Here is a 15,986-nt window from a genome sequence, read left to right on the forward strand (position 1 = left end):
CGTGGATGACGGAGACGTGGGCCACCAGCCTCATCCGTGTCGTTCCTTCCATTCGCCCAGCGCCCGATAGGCGAGGCGAAGATCGCTTTCCACCGTGCTGAGGCTGACGCCCAGTTCGGCGGCCACATCGCGCTGGGCCATGCCGTCTATCCGATGGCGGCGGAACGCGCGGGCGACGCGCGGGCCCAATCCGTCCAGCACGCCCATGACTTTGGCGGCTTCCTGCATGGCGGCGACGCGGCGTTCGGGCGAGGGTTCGGGGGCGACGCCGGTGGAGGCGTCGGTATGGCTGTCGCTCCAGTCGCGGTCGCGCTTTTCGGCCTGGCGCTGGGATCGGTAGCGGTCGATCATCAGGCTGTCCGCCGTGCGCATCAGGTAGGCGATCGGCGCGGCCACGGGGCCGGACTTGCTGGCGGCGATGCGCAGCCAGACTTCGTGCAGCAGATCCTCCGCCGCGTCGCCCGCGCCGCGTGCGCGCAGGAAACGCAGCAGCACATCGCGGTGCGCGAGGAATGCCGCTTCAAGGCCGGCACCGGGAGAGGGCGAAGTCACGGGGATCTGGTCGGTTCTTGTAGTCGCGCGCCCCAGATAGACGTTCGCGGGGCCGAGGGGAAGAAGGCGCGCATGCGAAAAGGGCGGCTCCTTTCGGAACCGCCCGTTCGTGGTCTGATCCGAAACTGCGTTTCGGATCGTCCGGCACCGGCCCACTCCCCCACCCGACCTCCCACGAGTGTATTCTGATGGGTGGCCGGGTGGGGGAGTGGGCCGGTGCCGAACCCGAAGATCGCCCCTTTGGCGATCTTCGGATCAGACAATTCAATCACGGCCCTTGCCGAAGGCGACGATCTGGAGGAGGCCGCCGGCCATTGCCACGTTCTTGAAGAAGTGGATGAACTGGTTCTGGTCCGCGAAGTTGTTGTGGAAGAACAGCGCGGTAACCAGGCTGAACACGGCGAGCACGGCAGCAACGGTGCGCAGGCGGTAGCCGGAGATCAGCACCAGACCGCCGACCACTTCGATCAGGACGGCGCCGGCCAGTGCGACGGCGGGGAAGGGCAGGCCGACCGAGGCGATATAGGCCATCGTCGCGGTGGGTGCGGCCAGCTTGGACAGGCCGGAGAGGATGAAGATCGCGGCGATCAGCACGCGGCCGACCAGCGGCAGGACGCGGACGAGGCGGGCTTCGGTCGAGGCGGGGGCGTTGGAAGCGAGAGTGTTCATGGCGATATTCCCTACTGTTGCAGTTGAGGGCGCCGCTTGTTTCCTCTTGCCGGCGTCCTTCGATGAGCAAGGAATGCCGGGGATATGGGTTTCTGAAAATCCGGATAAAATGAATTGATTTGTTCGATAAAATGGAAAAGTCGTCGTCAGCCGCGCACGAAAGCGAGTAGATCGGCATTCAGCCGTTCCTGATGCGTCTTGGGAAAGCCGTGGGATGCACCTTCGTAAGTGATCAGCGTTGCATTCGGCAGGATTTCCGCAGAGCGTCGGCCGGTACTCTCGAACGGGACGACCTCGTCGCCGGTGCCGTGGACCACCAGCACGGGAAGGGTGATCCGTTTCATCTCCTCGCGAAAGTCGGATACCCAGAACTGTTCCACGCAGGCGTAGAGCGCATTGATGTCGGCCGACATGCCCTGCTGCCAGAAGGCCATCCGCCAGCCCTCGCTATGCGGCGCCCCGCCGCCCTTGTGCATGCCGAAGAAGACGTCCGGAAAGTCCAGAAAGAACTGCGACCGGTTGTCGATCAGCATCTTCTGCACGCGGTGGACCATTTCGACCGGTACGCCGTCTGCATTCCCATCCACCGCGCCCAGCAAGGGCGTGATGGCACCGAGCAGCGCCAGCTTGGCCACGCGCGACGTGCCGTGGCGGGTGACGTGACGGACGATCTCTCCGCCGCCGGTCGAATGGCCGACAAGAACCGCGTCGGTAAGGTCCAGATGCTCGATCACTGCAGCCAGATCGTCGGCATAAGTATCCATGTCGTTGCCGGTGGCGCTGGGGTCGGACCGGCCATGGCCGCGCCGGTCATGGGCGACCACGCGGAAACCGCTGTTGGCGAAGAACTGCATGGACCCGTCCCACGCATCCGAATTGAGCGGCCATCCGTGGGAAAAGACCATGGGGCGGCCCTGGCCGAAATCGCGGTAGAAGATGCGAGTGCCATCTGCGGCGGCGACATGGGCCATGATCGGGTCCTTCTCCATTCGGGATCGGAAGGAAAATGGGACCGGCGGCATGGCGGGGGGTAGGGCGCCGCCGGTCCCAAGGTGTTCAGTGCCTGTCCTGGGACGGCGCCGAACTTGGCCCGCGCATCGACGATGCCAGGGCTATTCGTTTCATCCGGTCAGGTTGCCGGGGGTGTGCCAGGCGTGCCGCTTACTTCTCATCCGGGCCGCTCCGTTCGAGATTTCGATTGGCCGCACCGCCGGCCCGTATTTGCTGTCACGCTAGTCTACGGGAATATACCGGTATTGTAAAAATGGGACTTTCCGAGCGCTATCGATCTTCTGTTTCGAAAATATCCGGAAACGAAGGTGCGTCCCGCGCGTCCGGATGATTCGTTACTTCAATCGTGATTGCGTACTGGTGTTGCAATATTGCGGCGGTTCTTGATGTACGAAGCGTTTACTCTGACCGTCCCGTTTGCGGCCCCGTTTCTGACCCCGTTTGTGATTGGGGCAAAAGCCCCTGTCAGATATCGGGAAGTTCGAAGGCGTTCATGTCCGTGTCGCACTGGGCGACGAAGCGGTCCACCAGCCACGCGGCGGCCGGGCCCGGCGGTGCATCGCGGCGCCAGATACCGGCAAAGCGATACGTGCCGCCCGGCTGATCCGGCATTTGTAAACGCACCAGCGTGCCGGCGACCAGATCCGCCTCGATCATCGGGAAGGGCATGTTGCCCCAGCCGATGCCCTGCCGCAGCAAGGCATGCTTGGCGCCAAGATCGGCAAGGCGCCATGTCTTGGGGCTCATCACCGAGAAGTCGCGCCCTTCGGTAAAGCGGGAGCGGTCCGAGAGGACCAGCTGCGTATATTCGCGCCCGGCGCCCGGCGCGATTTCGGACATGCGGCCCAGCGGATGATCCGGCGCTGCCACCGGGATCATCGCCACGGAGCCGGTGGCCACGCTCTCCAACCCCTGCACGCCCGCGAAGAGCGGGCCGGAAAGGCCGACGGCCGCCTTGCCGTCCAGCACCATCGCGGTGATCGCGCCCAGCGCCTCCACATGCAGGCGAAGCTGGACGGTGGGGAACTCGGTCGCGAAAGCGCGCAGCACCACGCCCAGCCGTTCGGCCGGGAACATGACGTCCACCGCCAGGTCGACTTCGGCCTCCAGCCCTTCCAGCAGGCCCTTCACTTTGGCGCGCAGCCCGTCGATTCCTTCCGCCACGCCGCGCGCTTCGGCCAGGACGGCGCGGCCGGCGATGGTAAGCTGCGGCTTGCGCGTGCCTTCACGGTCGAACAGCATCAGCCCCAGTTGCGCCTCAAGGTTGGCGACACCATAAGAGATAACGGAAACCGCGCGGTTCAGCTTGCGCGCCGCGCCTGCGAAACTGCCGGTATCCACCACGGCAAGGAAGATGCGAAGCTGGTCGAAGGTGGGCGTACCCGGATTGCTCACTTATCAACTCCATAGAACAGTTCAGTCGATTTTATCCCTCTGATCAGGAAAGATGGCAAGGGATATATGGGTCTTCGACAAGGCGGACACCGGACTTCACCGGCATCTCCGCCAAGACAGGAGATTTAGGACCATGATCGAACTTCGCCCCTTCGACAGCCTCGGCGGTGCCAACCATGGCTGGCTGGACGCCAAGCATCACTTCTCGTTCGCCGGCTACCACGATCCGGCCCGCGTACACTGGGGCAACTTGCGCGTCTGGAACGACGACGTGATCGCTCCGAAGACCGGCTTCCCGCCGCACCCGCACCGCGACATGGAAATCATCACTTATGTCCGCGAAGGTGCGATCACCCACCAGGACAACCTGGGCAACAAGGGTCGTACCGAGGCCGGCGACGTTCAGGTGATGAGCGCAGGCACCGGGATCCAGCATTCCGAATACAACATGGAAGACGTGGAAACCCGCATCTTCCAGATCTGGATCATCCCCACCCGCAACGGCGAAGAGCCCAGCTGGGGTTCGCGTCCCTTCCCCAAGGGTGAGCGTTCGGGCCAGTTCGTGACGCTGGCTTCGGGTTACGAGAACGACAACGATGCCCTGCCGATCCGCACCGACGCAAAGGTCGTGGCGGCCACGCTGAAGGCCGGTGAAACTGCCGAGTATCCGCTGGGCAAGGACCGCAAGGGTTACCTCGTTCCCGCCACCGGCGCGGTGCAGATCGACGACGTTCGGGTCAATGCCCGTGACGGCGCCGCGATCAGCGACCTTGACGTACTGCGGGTGACCGCGATCGAGGACAGCGAGATCGTCCTGGTCGACGCAGCCTGATAATAAAAGCCTGATAACAAAGGGGCGGGTGCCCATCCGGTGCCCGCCCTTCTTTCTTCCGGCCCAACTTCTTTCGGAGAGCCATCCATGACTGTGCAATCTTCCGACGTCGAAGGCGTAGACCTCGTCATCCTCCCCTCGGTCCGCGATCTTGGCGATGGCTTCAAGGTGCGCCGCGCGCTGCCCGTCGCGCAGCGCCGCATGGTCGGCCCCTTCATCTTTTTCGACCAGATGGGCGAGGCGGTTTTCCGCTCCGGCGAAGGCCTCGACGTTCGCCCGCATCCGCACATCGGCCTTTCCACGCTGACCTATCTGATCGAGGGCGAGATACTGCACCGGGATTCGCTGGGCTCGGTCCAGCCGATCCGCCCCGGTGAGGTCAACTGGATGACCGCCGGCAGCGGCATCGTCCATTCCGAACGCACTTCGCCGGAAATCCGGGCCACAGGTGGCAAGCTGTTCGGTTTGCAGACCTGGGTGGCGCTGCCGAAGGAGTCCGAGGAGATCGACGCCAGTTTCGCCCACCACAAGGCGGACGAGATGCCTGTAAGCGAGGACGCCGGCACGCGCTTCACGCTGATCGCGGGAACTTCGGATGGCATGACTTCGCCGCTGAAGACCTATTCGGACATGATCTATGCCGACATCGTGATGCTGGACGGCGCGCGCTATCAGCTGAAGGCGGAGCATGTGGAGCGTGCGATCTACGTCGTCAGCGGCGCGGTTGAGGTCGTGGGGCAGAGCGGTACTTTCGGTGAGGCCGAACTGGTGGTCTTTCAGCCAGGCGCCGAACTGGTGCTGCGCGCCAAGGGGCCTACTCGCCTGATGCTGCTGGGCGGCGAACCGCTGCCGGAAGAGCGGCACATCTTCTGGAACTTCGTCTCCTCGTCCAAGGATCGTCTTGAACAGGCGAAGGACGACTGGAAGGCCCAGCGCTTCGGCACTGTACCGAACGAACCCGACTTCATTCCGCTCCCTGCCTGAGAGTCCCGGCCATGACGCAAGCTACCGCAACCATCGGCCAGACCCCCTGGCGCACCGAAATCGTGGTGAACGGCCACGCCATCACTGCCGACGAACCCGCTTCGCTTGGCGGGCAGGGGGTGGGGCCGGCGCCTTACGACCTGCTGCTCGCCAGTCTGGGCGCCTGCACCGCGATCACGCTGAAGATGTATGCCGCGCGCAAGGGGTGGGAATTTGGCGATCTCACCGTCGATCTTGCGCTCAAGGGCGGGAAGGGTGACCTGCACATCGCCCGCACGCTGACCATCACCGGGCTGGATGATGAGCAGAAGAGCCGTCTTGCAGACATTGCGGAGCGCACGCCGGTGACGCTGACCTTGAAGAACGGTTTGCCGATCGAGACACGGCTGGCGTGAACCGACAGGCCTGATTGCTTCTGATTATCGAATGACATCCAACTCCCCGTCATCCCCGCGAAGGCGGGGATGACGCTTCCTTCCTGCAACGTCGCACGCGCCGCAGCGTCGAAGAAAGAAAGCGGGGCCCCCGCCTTCGCGGGGGCGACGGCGGGTTTTTCAGGCGGGGGAAGAGGTGGGATCGGAACAACCCGGCGCGGGTAGGCGCGGCAGGTAAGCGCCTACCACCATCCCCACTCAAAAACCGCTTGGAACCGACCGGCAAATCGCACAGGGTCCGCCGACGACCGCGCCTCTTGTGGGATGCGCGGCGCCAAGGAGCATAAGACGGGTCCATGCATATCGCTTCATCCCAGCCGGGTGAGAGTGCCAAGCCGAAACGCTGGTACGGCCACCTCTATTTCCAGGTCCTCGTCGCCATCGCGCTGGGTGTGGCGATCGGCTATTTCCGGCCGGATACGGGCGAAGCGCTGAAGCCGCTGGGCGATGCCTTCATCAAGCTGGTGAAGATGGTGATCGCGCCGGTCATCTTCCTCACCATCACCACCGGCATCGCCTCCATGCGCGATCTCAAGTCGGTGGGGCGCGTGGCCGCCAAGGCTTTCGCCTACTTCCTGTTCTTCTCCAGCCTGGCGCTGGTGGTCGGCCTGATCGTCGCCAACGTGGTGCAGCCGGGCCATGGGCTGAACATCGATCCCTCCACGCTCGATGCCTCCAAGGTCGCGCTCTATTCCGAGAAGGCGCATGAGACTTCGCTCACCGGCTTCCTGATGGCGATGATACCGGAGACGTTCCTGTCCTCGATGACGGAGGGGAACATCCTGCAGGTGCTGGTCGTGGCGATCCTGTTCGGCATCGCGCTGGCCATGCTGGGCGATCGCGGCGCGCCGGCGCTGTCTCTGCTGGAGACGATCTCGCTGGTCTTCTTCAAGCTGGTGTCGATCGTCATGAAGGCGGCCCCGATCGGTGCGTTCGGGGCGATGGCCTTTACCGTTGGCAAATACGGCGTCGAAAGCCTTGCCAACCTGGCGGGGCTGGTTGCGACATTCTACTTCACATCAGCGCTGTTCGTTTTCGTGGTGCTGGGCACGGCGGCGCGACTGGCGGGCTTTTCGATCTTCGCGCTGGTGGCCTACCTCAAGACCGAACTGCTGCTGGTGCTGGGTACCTCCTCTTCCGAAAGCGCGCTGCCGCTGCTGATGGAGAAGATGGAGCGTGCAGGCTGCCCGCGCCCGATCGTCGGCCTTGTCGTGCCCACCGGCTACAGCTTCAATCTGGACGGCACCAATATCTACATGACGCTGGCGGCGCTGTTCATCGCGCAGGCCTGCAACGTCCACCTCTCGCTGGGTGAGGAACTGCTGCTGCTGGGCGTCGCCATGCTGTCGTCCAAGGGGGCGGCAGGCGTTACCGGGGCGGGCTTCATCACGCTGGCGGCCACGCTTTCCATCGTGCCTTCGGTGCCGGTGGCAGGCATGGCGCTGATCCTGGGTGTGGACCGCTTCATGTCCGAATGCCGCAGCCTTACCAACTTCATCGGCAATGCCGTGGCGACCGTGATCGTGTCGCGCTGGGAAAGGGCTGTCGACATGGAGAAATTCCGCGCCGTCATCGCCAATCGCGGTGATCTGGACACGGGTAGCGTGCAGTCTGCGCAACTGGCGGGGGTGGAGTAACCTTTGGTGCAATAATTGCACTGGTGACGGCGTGACACGGCATCGCGGGCGGTCTATCGACCTTTCCGCGAGCTCGTGCCGATCCCCCCGTGGGCTTGTTGGCGCTGTCTTCCCCCGGCAGCGCAGTCGATGTCGGCCGGGCGTCTAAAAGTCTGAAGAAAGGTCGCCCGATGTCCCCCACCCGTCACGCCGCCGCCCGCGCGCTGCTCTCCGATCCCTTGACCAACAAGGGCACGGCCTTCACCGAGGATGAGCGCGACGAATTCGGCCTGCACGGGCTGCTGCCCCCGCACGTGGGTACGCTGGAAAGCCAGATCGAGCGGCGCCGTAACGCGCTGGAGGACAAGGAAAGCGATTTCCAGCGCTACGCCTTCCTGCGCGAGCTTCAGGACTCCAATGAAGTGCTGTTCCATGCGCTGGTGCAGAGCGACCTGCCGCGCATGCTGCCGCTGGTCTACACCCCGACCGTGGGCGAGGGGTGCGAGCGTTTCAGCGAGATCTACCGCCGCCCGCGCGGCCTGTTCCTCAGCTATCCCAACCGCAACCGCATCGACGACATCCTGGCCGACCCGGCTTATGACCGCGTGAAGGTGATCGTAGTCAGCGATGGCGAGCGTATTCTGGGCCTGGGCGATCAGGGCGCCGGCGGCATGGGCATTCCGATCGGCAAGCTGGCGCTCTACACCGCCTGCGCCGGCATCCACCCGGCCGAAGTGCTGCCGATCCTGCTCGATCTGGGCACCGACAACCACGCCCGCCGCGAAGACCCGCTCTACATCGGTTGGCGCGCGCCCCGCGTGCGCGGCAAGGATTACGACGATTTCGTGGAGGCCTTCGTTTCCGCCGTGAACGATCGCTTCCCCGGCGTGCTGCTCCAGTGGGAGGATTTCGCGGGCAAGAACGCTTACGACCTGCTGGGCCGTTACCGCGACCGCCTGCTCAGCTTCAACGACGACATTCAAGGCACCGCTGCCACCGCTGTAGGCACGCTGCTTTCAGCCATCCGCAAGACCGGCGTGCCGATTACCGAGCAGCGCGTGGTGCTGTTCGGCGCGGGCGCTGCCGGCAGCGGCGTGGCCGAAATGCTGGTGCAGGCCATGCAGATCGAAGGGCTGAGCGAGGCCGATGCCCGCGCGAAGATCTGGGCGGTGGACCGTGACGGCCTGATCCTCTCCGACATTCCGCGCCTGCCGCCGCAGCAGGTAAAGCTGGCGCACGACCCGGCGGATATCGCCGGCTGGAACCTGTCCGGCTCCAACATGATCTCGCTTCAGGACACGATCGCCAACGTGAAGCCCACCGTGCTCATCGGCACGTCCGGCCAGAAGTCGGCCTTCGACGAGCGTGCGATCCGCATCATGGCGCAGCATGTGGAACGGCCGGTGGTCTTCCCGCTTTCCAACCCGCTGTCGCGCGCCGAAGCGCATCCGGCGGACATTCTGGAATGGACGGACAACAAGGCCATCGTCGGCACCGGCAGCCCGTTCGGCATTGCCGGCGTCACGCAGGTCAACAACGTCTACGTCTTCCCCGGCATCGGGCTGGGCGCGCTGGCCAGCGGCGCCACCACCGTCAGTGACGGCATGTTCATGGCCGCCGCGCGCCGCCTTGGCGAACTGCATGAGGGCGACGAGGGCCTTCTGCCGCCGGTCACCGCGCTGCGCGAAGTGGCGCTGGAAATCGCCGTCGCCGTTGCCGAGCAGGCCGTCGCTGAAGGCCTTGCCACTGCCGAGCCCGAAGCGCTCACCCGCGAAAGCATTGCGGCGAGCATGTGGAAGGCCGAATACGCGCCGCATGAGTGATCAGCCAGGCATCGTGAGGGTTGGCCTCGTCGGCTACGGCTATGCCGGGGCAACCTTTCACGCGCCGCTGATTTCGGCGGTGCCGGGCCTTTCGCTCGATGCCGTCGCCACGTCGCGGTCGAAGCCTATCCGTGAACGGTTCCCGCAGGCGACGGTCTTCGATGATCCGGATGCGCTGCTGCGTGATCCGGATATCGACCTTGTCGTCATCGCCACGCCGAACCACACGCATTTCCCGCTGGCAGCGGCGGCTTTGCGGGCGAGCAAGCATGTCGTCGTCGACAAGCCCTTCACTTTGGACTTGGCTGAGGCGCGGGCGCTTCTGGCCTTGGCGAAGGAGTCCGCTCGTAACCTGACGGTGTTCCACAATCGCCGTTGGGACAGCGACTTCGCCACGGTACGCAAGGCCATCGACGACGGATTGGTGGGCGATCCCGCGCACCTTGAAATCCACTTCGACCGCTTCCGCCCGCAAGTCCGCGACCGCTGGCGCGAGAATGCCGGGCCGGGCGCGGGCGTATGGTTCGACCTTGGCCCGCACCTCACCGATCATGCGCTGCTGTTGATGGGCTTGCCGGATCGGGTAACTGCCTCGCTCGCCCTCCAGCGCGAGGGCGCGCGCAGCGATGACTGGGCGCATGTCGTGCTGGAATTCGGCGGCAAGCGCGCGATCCTCCACGCCTCGATGTTGGTTTCGGGCGGCGTGCCGCGCTTCATCGTGCATGGCACCAGCGGCAGTGCCGTGAAGCAGGGCATCGACGCGCAGGAGAGTCAGCTTCTCTCCGGCATGACTCCCGGAGCGGAGAGCTGGGGCGAGGATTTGGATCCGTTGGTGCTGCACACGGCCGATAGCGCACCGCGCAGCATTTCCGCCGAACGCGGCGATCAGCGCGAGTTCTATCGTCTTGTCGGTGAAGCGGCGCGGGGCAGGGCGGCTAATCCGGTGCCGCCGATTCAGTCGCTTGCCGTGATGGCCGTGATCGAGGCGGCGCAGCAATCGGCTGCGGAAGGGCGCTCGGTGGAACTGCCGCTGAGCGAGGTTGAGCGCGCGGAGTGGCTCGCAAGTTTTTAAGAAGGGATACTGGGGGATGATCCCCCAGACCCGCGGAATGTCTGCGTTGCGCCTTGCCTGTCCGCCGCGCGCGCACTGCGACTTTTGAATGGTCTTCTGCCAGGCAAGCGATGGTGAAGCTGAGAACCGGCTTTCAAAATCCAACTCCGTCGCCCCCGCGTAGGCGGGGGCCCCGCTTATTCTTTGCTACGTTGCAGAAGAAAGCGGGGTCCCCGCCTGCGCGGGGACGACGAGGTTTTGTGATCTAACCGTCGGTATGTACTGACGACGATCAGAGAATCCCCGGCAGATCCAAGCCCTTCTCCCGCGCACAATCCAACGCGATCTCGTATCCCGCATCGGCATGGCGCATCACGCCAGTCGCCGGGTCGTTCCACAGCACACGCCCCAGACGTTTGGCCGCAGCCTCGGTGCCGTCGGCGACGATCACCATGCCCGAATGCTGCGAATAGCCCATGCCGACGCCGCCGCCGTGGTGCAGCGAAACCCAGGTCGCGCCGCTGGCGGTGTTGAGCAGGGCGTTGAGCAGCGGCCAGTCCGAAACCGCGTCCGAACCGTCGCGCATGGCTTCCGTCTCGCGGTTGGGTGAAGCGACCGAGCCGCTGTCTAGGTGATCGCGGCCGATCACGACCGGGGCCTTCAGCTCGCCCTTCGCGACCATCTCGTTGAAGGCCAGGCCAAGGCGATGACGGTCACCCAGGCCGACCCAGCAGATGCGTGCGGGCAGGCCCTGGAACTGGATCTTCGCGCGCGCCATGTCGAGCCAGTTGTGCAGGTGCGCGTGGTCGGGCAGCAGTTCCTTCACCTTGGCGTCGGTCTTGTAGATATCCTCGGGATCGCCCGAGAGCGCGGCCCAGCGGAATGGCCCGATGCCGCGGCAGAACAGCGGGCGGATATAGGCGGGCACGAAGCCGGGGAAGTCGAACGCGTTCTCCACGCCTTCGTTCTTCGCCATCTGGCGGATGTTGTTGCCGTAGTCGGTGGTGGGCACGCCCGCAGCCTGGAAGTCCAGCATGGCCTGAACGTGGACCGCCATCGATGCCTTGGCTGCCTTGGCGACAGCTTCGGGCTCCCGCTCGCGCTTCTCGATCCATTCGGCGACGCTCCAGCCGGCGGGCAGGTAGCCGTTGACGGGATCGTGGGCGGAAGTCTGGTCGGTCAGCAGGTCCGGGCGGATGCCGCGCGCGAACATCTCGGGCAGCAGTTCCGCCGCGTTGCCGAGCAGGCCGACCGAGACCGGCTTCTTCTCGGCATTGGCCTTCTCGATGATGGCCATGGCTTCTTCGATGGTGCTGGCGGCGACGTCGAGGTAGCCGGTGCGCAGGCGCATTTCGATGCGGCTGGGCTGGCACTCGATGGCAAGGCACGATGCGCCGGCCATCACTGCTGCCAGCGGCTGCGCGCCGCCCATGCCACCAAGGCCGGCGGTCAGCAGCCACTTGCCCGAAAGATCGCCATTGTAGTGCTGGCGGCCCATCTCCACGAACGTCTCGTAGGTGCCCTGAACGATGCCCTGCGTGCCGATGTAGATCCACGAACCGGCGGTCATCTGGCCGTACATGGCAAGGCCGCGCTTATCGAGTTCGTTGAAATGCTCCCAGTTCGCCCATTCCGGCACGAGGTTGGAATTGGCGATCAGCACGCGCGGCGCATCGGCATGGGTGCGGAACACGCCCACCGGCTTGCCGGATTGGACCAGCAGCGTCTCGTCGTCGTTCAGGCGGCGCAGGGTCTCCACGATCTTGTCGTAGCTTTCCCAATCGCGCGCGGCGCGGCCGATGCCGCCATAGACCACCAGTTCCTCGGGCCGCTCGGCCACATCGGGGTGGAGATTGTTCATCAGCATGCGCAGCGGGGCTTCCGTGAGCCACGATTTCGCGGAAAGTTCGGTGCCGGTCGCAGGCTTGATGACGCGGCTGTTGTCGAGGCGGGTCATTGTGTTTCCTCAGGTCAGGATTGCGCGAAGGCGATTGCCGCCTTCAGCACGTCTTGCAGGATCGGGGTGAGGGCGGCTGCGCGTGCGGCCGAGAAGGGGACGGGCCAGTTGGCTTCGTCGGGCACTTCGGGCTCGTCCATGTAGCCGCGAATGGCGAGTTCCATCTGGATCGCGTGGACGCCGCTTGCGGGCTGGCCGTAGTGGCGCGTGGTCCAGCCGCCCCGGAAACGGCCGTCCAGAACGAAGCTCAGCCCGCTCGCGGCGCAGACTTCGATGACGGCAGCGGAAAGCGCCGGGTCGCAAGTCTGGCCGAGGTTGGTACCAACATTGAATTGCGGCAATTCGCCATCGAACAGGCGCGGCACATGGCTGCGGATCGAGTGGGCGTCGTAGACCACGACCTTGCCGTGAATGGCGCGCAGCCGCTCGATCTCCGCCGCAAGCGCGGCATGGTAGGGATCGAACCAGAGCGTGCGGCGGCGGGCGATTTCGGCCTCGTCTGGGCCCTCGGTCTTGTAAAGCGGCTCACCGTCGAACGTCGTCGTCGGGCAGAGTTCCGTCGTCGCCTGCCCCGGATAGAGCGAGGCGCCGGAGGGATCGCGATTGAGGTCGATCACGCTGCGCGAAACGCGTGCAGCAATCGTCGTTGCGCCGAGCGCGCGCGCGAAGGCGTAGAGATCGTCCACCCACCAGTCCGCATCGCGCCGGGCCAGCCATTCCGAGCGGAACGCGGGACCGACATCGGCCAGATCGGTACCGACATGCGGGAAGGCGACGACCAGCGGCGCCTCCCCGCGATGGAGCGTGAAGCTCGTCATGCGATTCCCGGCAGCAGATCGCCGCCGATGTCTACCAGCGCACCCGAGCGGACGAGCAGGTTGGCGGCTTCCATGTCGGGGTGGAAGTGGCGATCATCTTCCAGCGTCGGCACTTCGGCGCGCAGGCATTCGCGGGCCTTTTCCAGCGCCTTGCTCGAAGCGAGCGGGGCGTGGAAGTCGATGCCCTGCACGGCAGCGAGCAGTTCGATGCCCAGCACCGCGCTGGCGTTCTCCACCATGCCGACAAGGCGGCGCGCGCCGTGGGCGGCCATCGAGACGTGGTCTTCCTGGTTGGCCGAAGTCGGGATCGAATCGACCGAGGCCGGATAGGCCTTCTGCTTGTTTTCCGAGACGAGCGCGGCGGCCGTCACTTGCGGGATCATGAAGCCCGAATTGAGGCCGGGGCGCGGCGTCAGGAACGCGGGCAGGCCGGACAGCGCTGGGTCCACCAGCATCGCCACGCGGCGTTCGGAGATCGAGCCGATCTCGCAGACGGCCAGCGCGATCATGTCGGCCGCGAAGGCCACCGGCTCGGCATGGAAGTTGCCGCCAGAGAGCGCTTCGTCCGCTTCCGGGAAGATCAGCGGGTTGTCGGAAACGCCGTTGGCCTCGATCTCAAGCGTCGTCGCGGCCTGGCGCAACACGTCGAGCGCGGCGCCCATGACTTGCGGCTGGCAGCGCAGGCAATAGGGATCCTGCACGCGCGCGTCATTTTCCAGATGGCTGGCGCGAATTGCGGAGCCTTCCATCAGCGCGCGCAGGGCGTCGGCCACTTCGATCTGGCCGGGATGACGGCGCAGCGCGTGGATGCGGCGGTCAAACGGCGTGTCGGAGCCCTTGGCCGCCTCGGTCGAGAGGGCGCCGGTGACGAGTGCGGACTGGAACAGGCGCTCTGCCTCGAACAGTCCGGCCAGCGCGTTGGCGGTGGAGAACTGGGTGCCGTTGAGCAGCGCAAGCCCTTCCTTGGCGCCGAGTTCGACCGGGGCGAGGCCGGCCTGAGCCAGTGCCTCGGCGGCGGGCAGGCGCCCATAGCCATCAGCGCCGCCCACAAAGATCTCGCCCACGCCGATCATCGTCGCGGCCATGTGTGAAAGCGGGGCAAGGTCGCCGCTGGCGCCGACCGACCCTTGCGAGGGCACCACCGGCGTCAGGCCCTTGGCGAGCATCGCTTCCAGCAGTTCCACCGTCTCGACGCGCACGCCCGAGGCGCCTTGGGCAAGGCTGGCGAGCTTCAGCGCCATCATCAGGCGGATCACCGAAACGGGCGAAGGCTCACCGGTGCCGGCGGCATGGCTCAGCACGATATTGCGCTGCAGCGTGGCGAGATCCTCGTCACCGATGCGCACGCTGGCCAGCTTTCCGAAGCCGGTGTTGATGCCATAGACCGGCTGGCCCTTGGCCAGAATACGGGCGACGGCGGCGGCGCTTTCGGCGATCACCGGCATGCACGTGGAATCGAGCTTCACGCCGGCGCCGCGATAGATCGCGCGCCAATCCCTGAGGCTCACCGTGCCGGGGGTTAGCAGCACTTCGTTCATTGACCACTCCAGATGCGGGCATGGAGCGGGTTCAGCCCCATGCGATAGACAAGTTCGGACGGATGTTCGACATCCCAGATCGCCAGATCGCAGCGCTTGCCGGCCTCCAGCGTGCCCCGGTCCGTGAAACCGAGCGCGCGAGCGGCGTGGCGCGTGATGCCGAGCAGGCATTCCTCGACGGTGAGGCGGAACAGCGTTGCGCCCATGTTCATCGTCAGCAGCAGCGAAGTGAGCGGCGAGGTGCCGGGATTGCAGTCGGTCGCCAGCGCGATCGGCACACCGGCGGCGCGCAGGGCGGCGATGGGCGGCAGCACGGTTTCGCGCGTGAAGTAATAGGCGCCGGGCAGCAGCGTGGCGACCGTGCCGGATGACGCCATGGCGGCAATCCCGCCCTCGTCCAGATGTTCGAGGTGATCGGCCGAAAGCGCGCCGAACCGGGCGGCGAGAGCCGCGCCGTGAAGGTTCGAAAGCTGCTCTGCATGGAGCTTTACCGGCAACCCGTGGGCCTGCGCGGCGGTGAACAGCCGCTCTGTCTGTTGGGCCGAAAAGCCGATGCCTTCGCAGAAGGCGTCCACCGCATCGGCAAGATCCTCTCGCGCGACTTCGGGCAGCATCACGTCGCAGATATGGTCGATGTAGCCATCCGGATCGCCCGCGAATTCCGGCGGCAGGGCGTGGGCGCCGAGGAAAGTGGTGGCGATCGAAACGGGACGTTCGCTACCCAGCCGCCGGGCGGCGCGCAGCATCCGCATTTCGCTGCCGAGGTCCAGGCCGTAGCCGGATTTCACTTCCACCGTGGTCGCGCCTTCGGCCAGCAGTGCGTCCAGTCGGGGCAGGGCGCTGGCGACGAGGTCGTCCTCGCTGGCGGCGCGCGTGGCTGTCATGGTGGAGACGATGCCGCCGCCGGCGCGGGCGATCTCTTCGTAGCTGGCGCCGGCCAGCCGCAGTTCGAACTCGCGCGCGCGGTTGCCGGCGTGAATCAGGTGGGTGTGGCAGTCGATCAGGCCGGGGGTGATCCAGCGGCCGTCGCAGGCGATGGTCTCGTCCGACTCGAAATCCGGAGCTTCGGTGGCGGGGCCGGCATAGACGATCCGGCCGTCCGTTGCCGCGATCACACCTTGCTCGACCAGTCCGAGTCCGTCGTTAGCTCCGGCTCCGACTCCGGCTCCGGCGCCGGCCCCAGCCATCGTCGCGAGGCGCGCATCGGTCCAGATCGTGTCGCAGCGCATGGGGCGGTGTGTTCCTCGGCCAGTCCTTCTCTCGGCAGGTCTTATTGCATCGCCTCTGGATAATGTATAGACAAAAA

At 65.4% G+C, this 15,986-nt stretch carries 14 protein-coding genes; 6 read left to right on the forward strand and 8 right to left on the reverse strand.

Translation table 11 applies throughout. The features are described 5' to 3' along the window. Nucleotides 1-30: 30 nt before the first annotated feature. From WBP07_RS04030 to WBP07_RS04045, 4 genes are all read right to left on the reverse strand, one after another. Complete coding sequence (locus tag WBP07_RS04030) at nucleotides 31-552, reverse strand: RNA polymerase sigma factor (RefSeq protein ID WP_395394404.1); 522 nt, start codon at nucleotides 550-552, stop codon at nucleotides 31-33. Between the two features lie 264 nt (nucleotides 553-816). Then, entirely contained in the window at nucleotides 817-1,221 is a 405-nt protein-coding gene (locus WBP07_RS04035; protein ID WP_395394405.1) for a DoxX family protein, read from the reverse strand. Nucleotides 1,222-1,367: 146 nt separating this feature from the next. Continuing rightward, nucleotides 1,368-2,210: an alpha/beta fold hydrolase gene (locus WBP07_RS04040; protein ID WP_395394406.1), complete on the reverse strand. Its 843-nt coding sequence runs from the start codon at nucleotides 2,208-2,210 to the stop codon at nucleotides 1,368-1,370. Between the two features lie 487 nt (nucleotides 2,211-2,697). Beyond that, nucleotides 2,698-3,627 (reverse strand): LysR family transcriptional regulator, encoded by a 930-nt coding sequence (locus WBP07_RS04045; protein ID WP_395394408.1) that lies wholly within the window; start codon nucleotides 3,625-3,627, stop codon nucleotides 2,698-2,700. A gap of 133 nt (nucleotides 3,628-3,760) precedes the next feature. On the opposite strand from WBP07_RS04045, the gene WBP07_RS04050 reads away from it, so the two are divergent. The 6 genes from WBP07_RS04050 (at nucleotide 3,761) to WBP07_RS04075 (ending at nucleotide 10,388) form a co-directional block, all read left to right on the forward strand. Further along, entirely contained in the window at nucleotides 3,761-4,459 is a 699-nt protein-coding gene (locus WBP07_RS04050) for a pirin family protein (RefSeq protein WP_395394409.1), read from the forward strand. A gap of 87 nt (nucleotides 4,460-4,546) precedes the next feature. Beyond that, nucleotides 4,547-5,443, forward strand: coding sequence for a pirin family protein (locus WBP07_RS04055; protein ID WP_395394410.1), 897 nt, complete (start codon nucleotides 4,547-4,549; stop codon nucleotides 5,441-5,443). 11 nt (nucleotides 5,444-5,454) lie between these two features. Continuing rightward, entirely contained in the window at nucleotides 5,455-5,838 is a 384-nt protein-coding gene (locus tag WBP07_RS04060; RefSeq protein WP_395394411.1) for an OsmC family protein, read from the forward strand. A 335-nt stretch (nucleotides 5,839-6,173) separates the two neighbouring features. After that, the gene (locus tag WBP07_RS04065) at nucleotides 6,174-7,514 is read left to right on the forward strand and encodes a dicarboxylate/amino acid:cation symporter (protein WP_395394412.1); all 1,341 of its coding nucleotides are present in this window, start codon (nucleotides 6,174-6,176) and stop codon (nucleotides 7,512-7,514) included. A 170-nt stretch (nucleotides 7,515-7,684) separates the two neighbouring features. Further along, nucleotides 7,685-9,316 carry an NAD-dependent malic enzyme gene (locus WBP07_RS04070; RefSeq protein ID WP_395394414.1) on the forward strand — a complete coding sequence of 544 codons (1,632 nt, stop codon included), beginning with the start codon at nucleotides 7,685-7,687 and terminating at the stop codon, nucleotides 9,314-9,316. Next, nucleotides 9,309-10,388, forward strand: a complete 1,080-nt coding sequence (locus tag WBP07_RS04075; protein ID WP_395394415.1) for an oxidoreductase — start codon at nucleotides 9,309-9,311, stop codon at nucleotides 10,386-10,388. The genes WBP07_RS04070 and WBP07_RS04075 overlap by 8 nt, the downstream gene beginning before the upstream one ends. Nucleotides 10,389-10,659: 271 nt before the next feature. Here the strand turns inward: WBP07_RS04075 and hutU are convergent, their stop codons facing one another. From hutU to hutI, 4 genes are read right to left on the reverse strand one after another with little or no spacing between them, the layout of a single operon-like run. Continuing rightward, a complete protein-coding gene (gene hutU, locus WBP07_RS04080) occupies nucleotides 10,660-12,324 on the reverse strand; it encodes a urocanate hydratase (protein ID WP_395394417.1) in 1,665 nt (554 codons plus the stop codon). A gap of 14 nt (nucleotides 12,325-12,338) precedes the next feature. After that, a complete protein-coding gene (gene hutG, locus WBP07_RS04085; protein WP_395394418.1) occupies nucleotides 12,339-13,142 on the reverse strand; it encodes an N-formylglutamate deformylase in 804 nt (267 codons plus the stop codon). After that, nucleotides 13,139-14,680 (reverse strand): histidine ammonia-lyase, encoded by a 1,542-nt coding sequence (hutH, locus tag WBP07_RS04090; RefSeq protein ID WP_395394419.1) that lies wholly within the window; start codon nucleotides 14,678-14,680, stop codon nucleotides 13,139-13,141. The genes hutG and hutH overlap by 4 nt, the downstream gene beginning before the upstream one ends. Next, a complete protein-coding gene (gene hutI / locus WBP07_RS04095) occupies nucleotides 14,677-15,909 on the reverse strand; it encodes an imidazolonepropionase (RefSeq protein ID WP_395394420.1) in 1,233 nt (410 codons plus the stop codon). The genes hutH and hutI overlap by 4 nt, the downstream gene beginning before the upstream one ends. Between the last annotated feature and the right edge of the window lie 77 nt (nucleotides 15,910-15,986).

Origin of the sequence: Novosphingobium oxfordense (assembly GCF_044029435.1) — a bacterium.
Lineage (GTDB): Bacteria > Pseudomonadota > Alphaproteobacteria > Sphingomonadales > Sphingomonadaceae > Novosphingobium.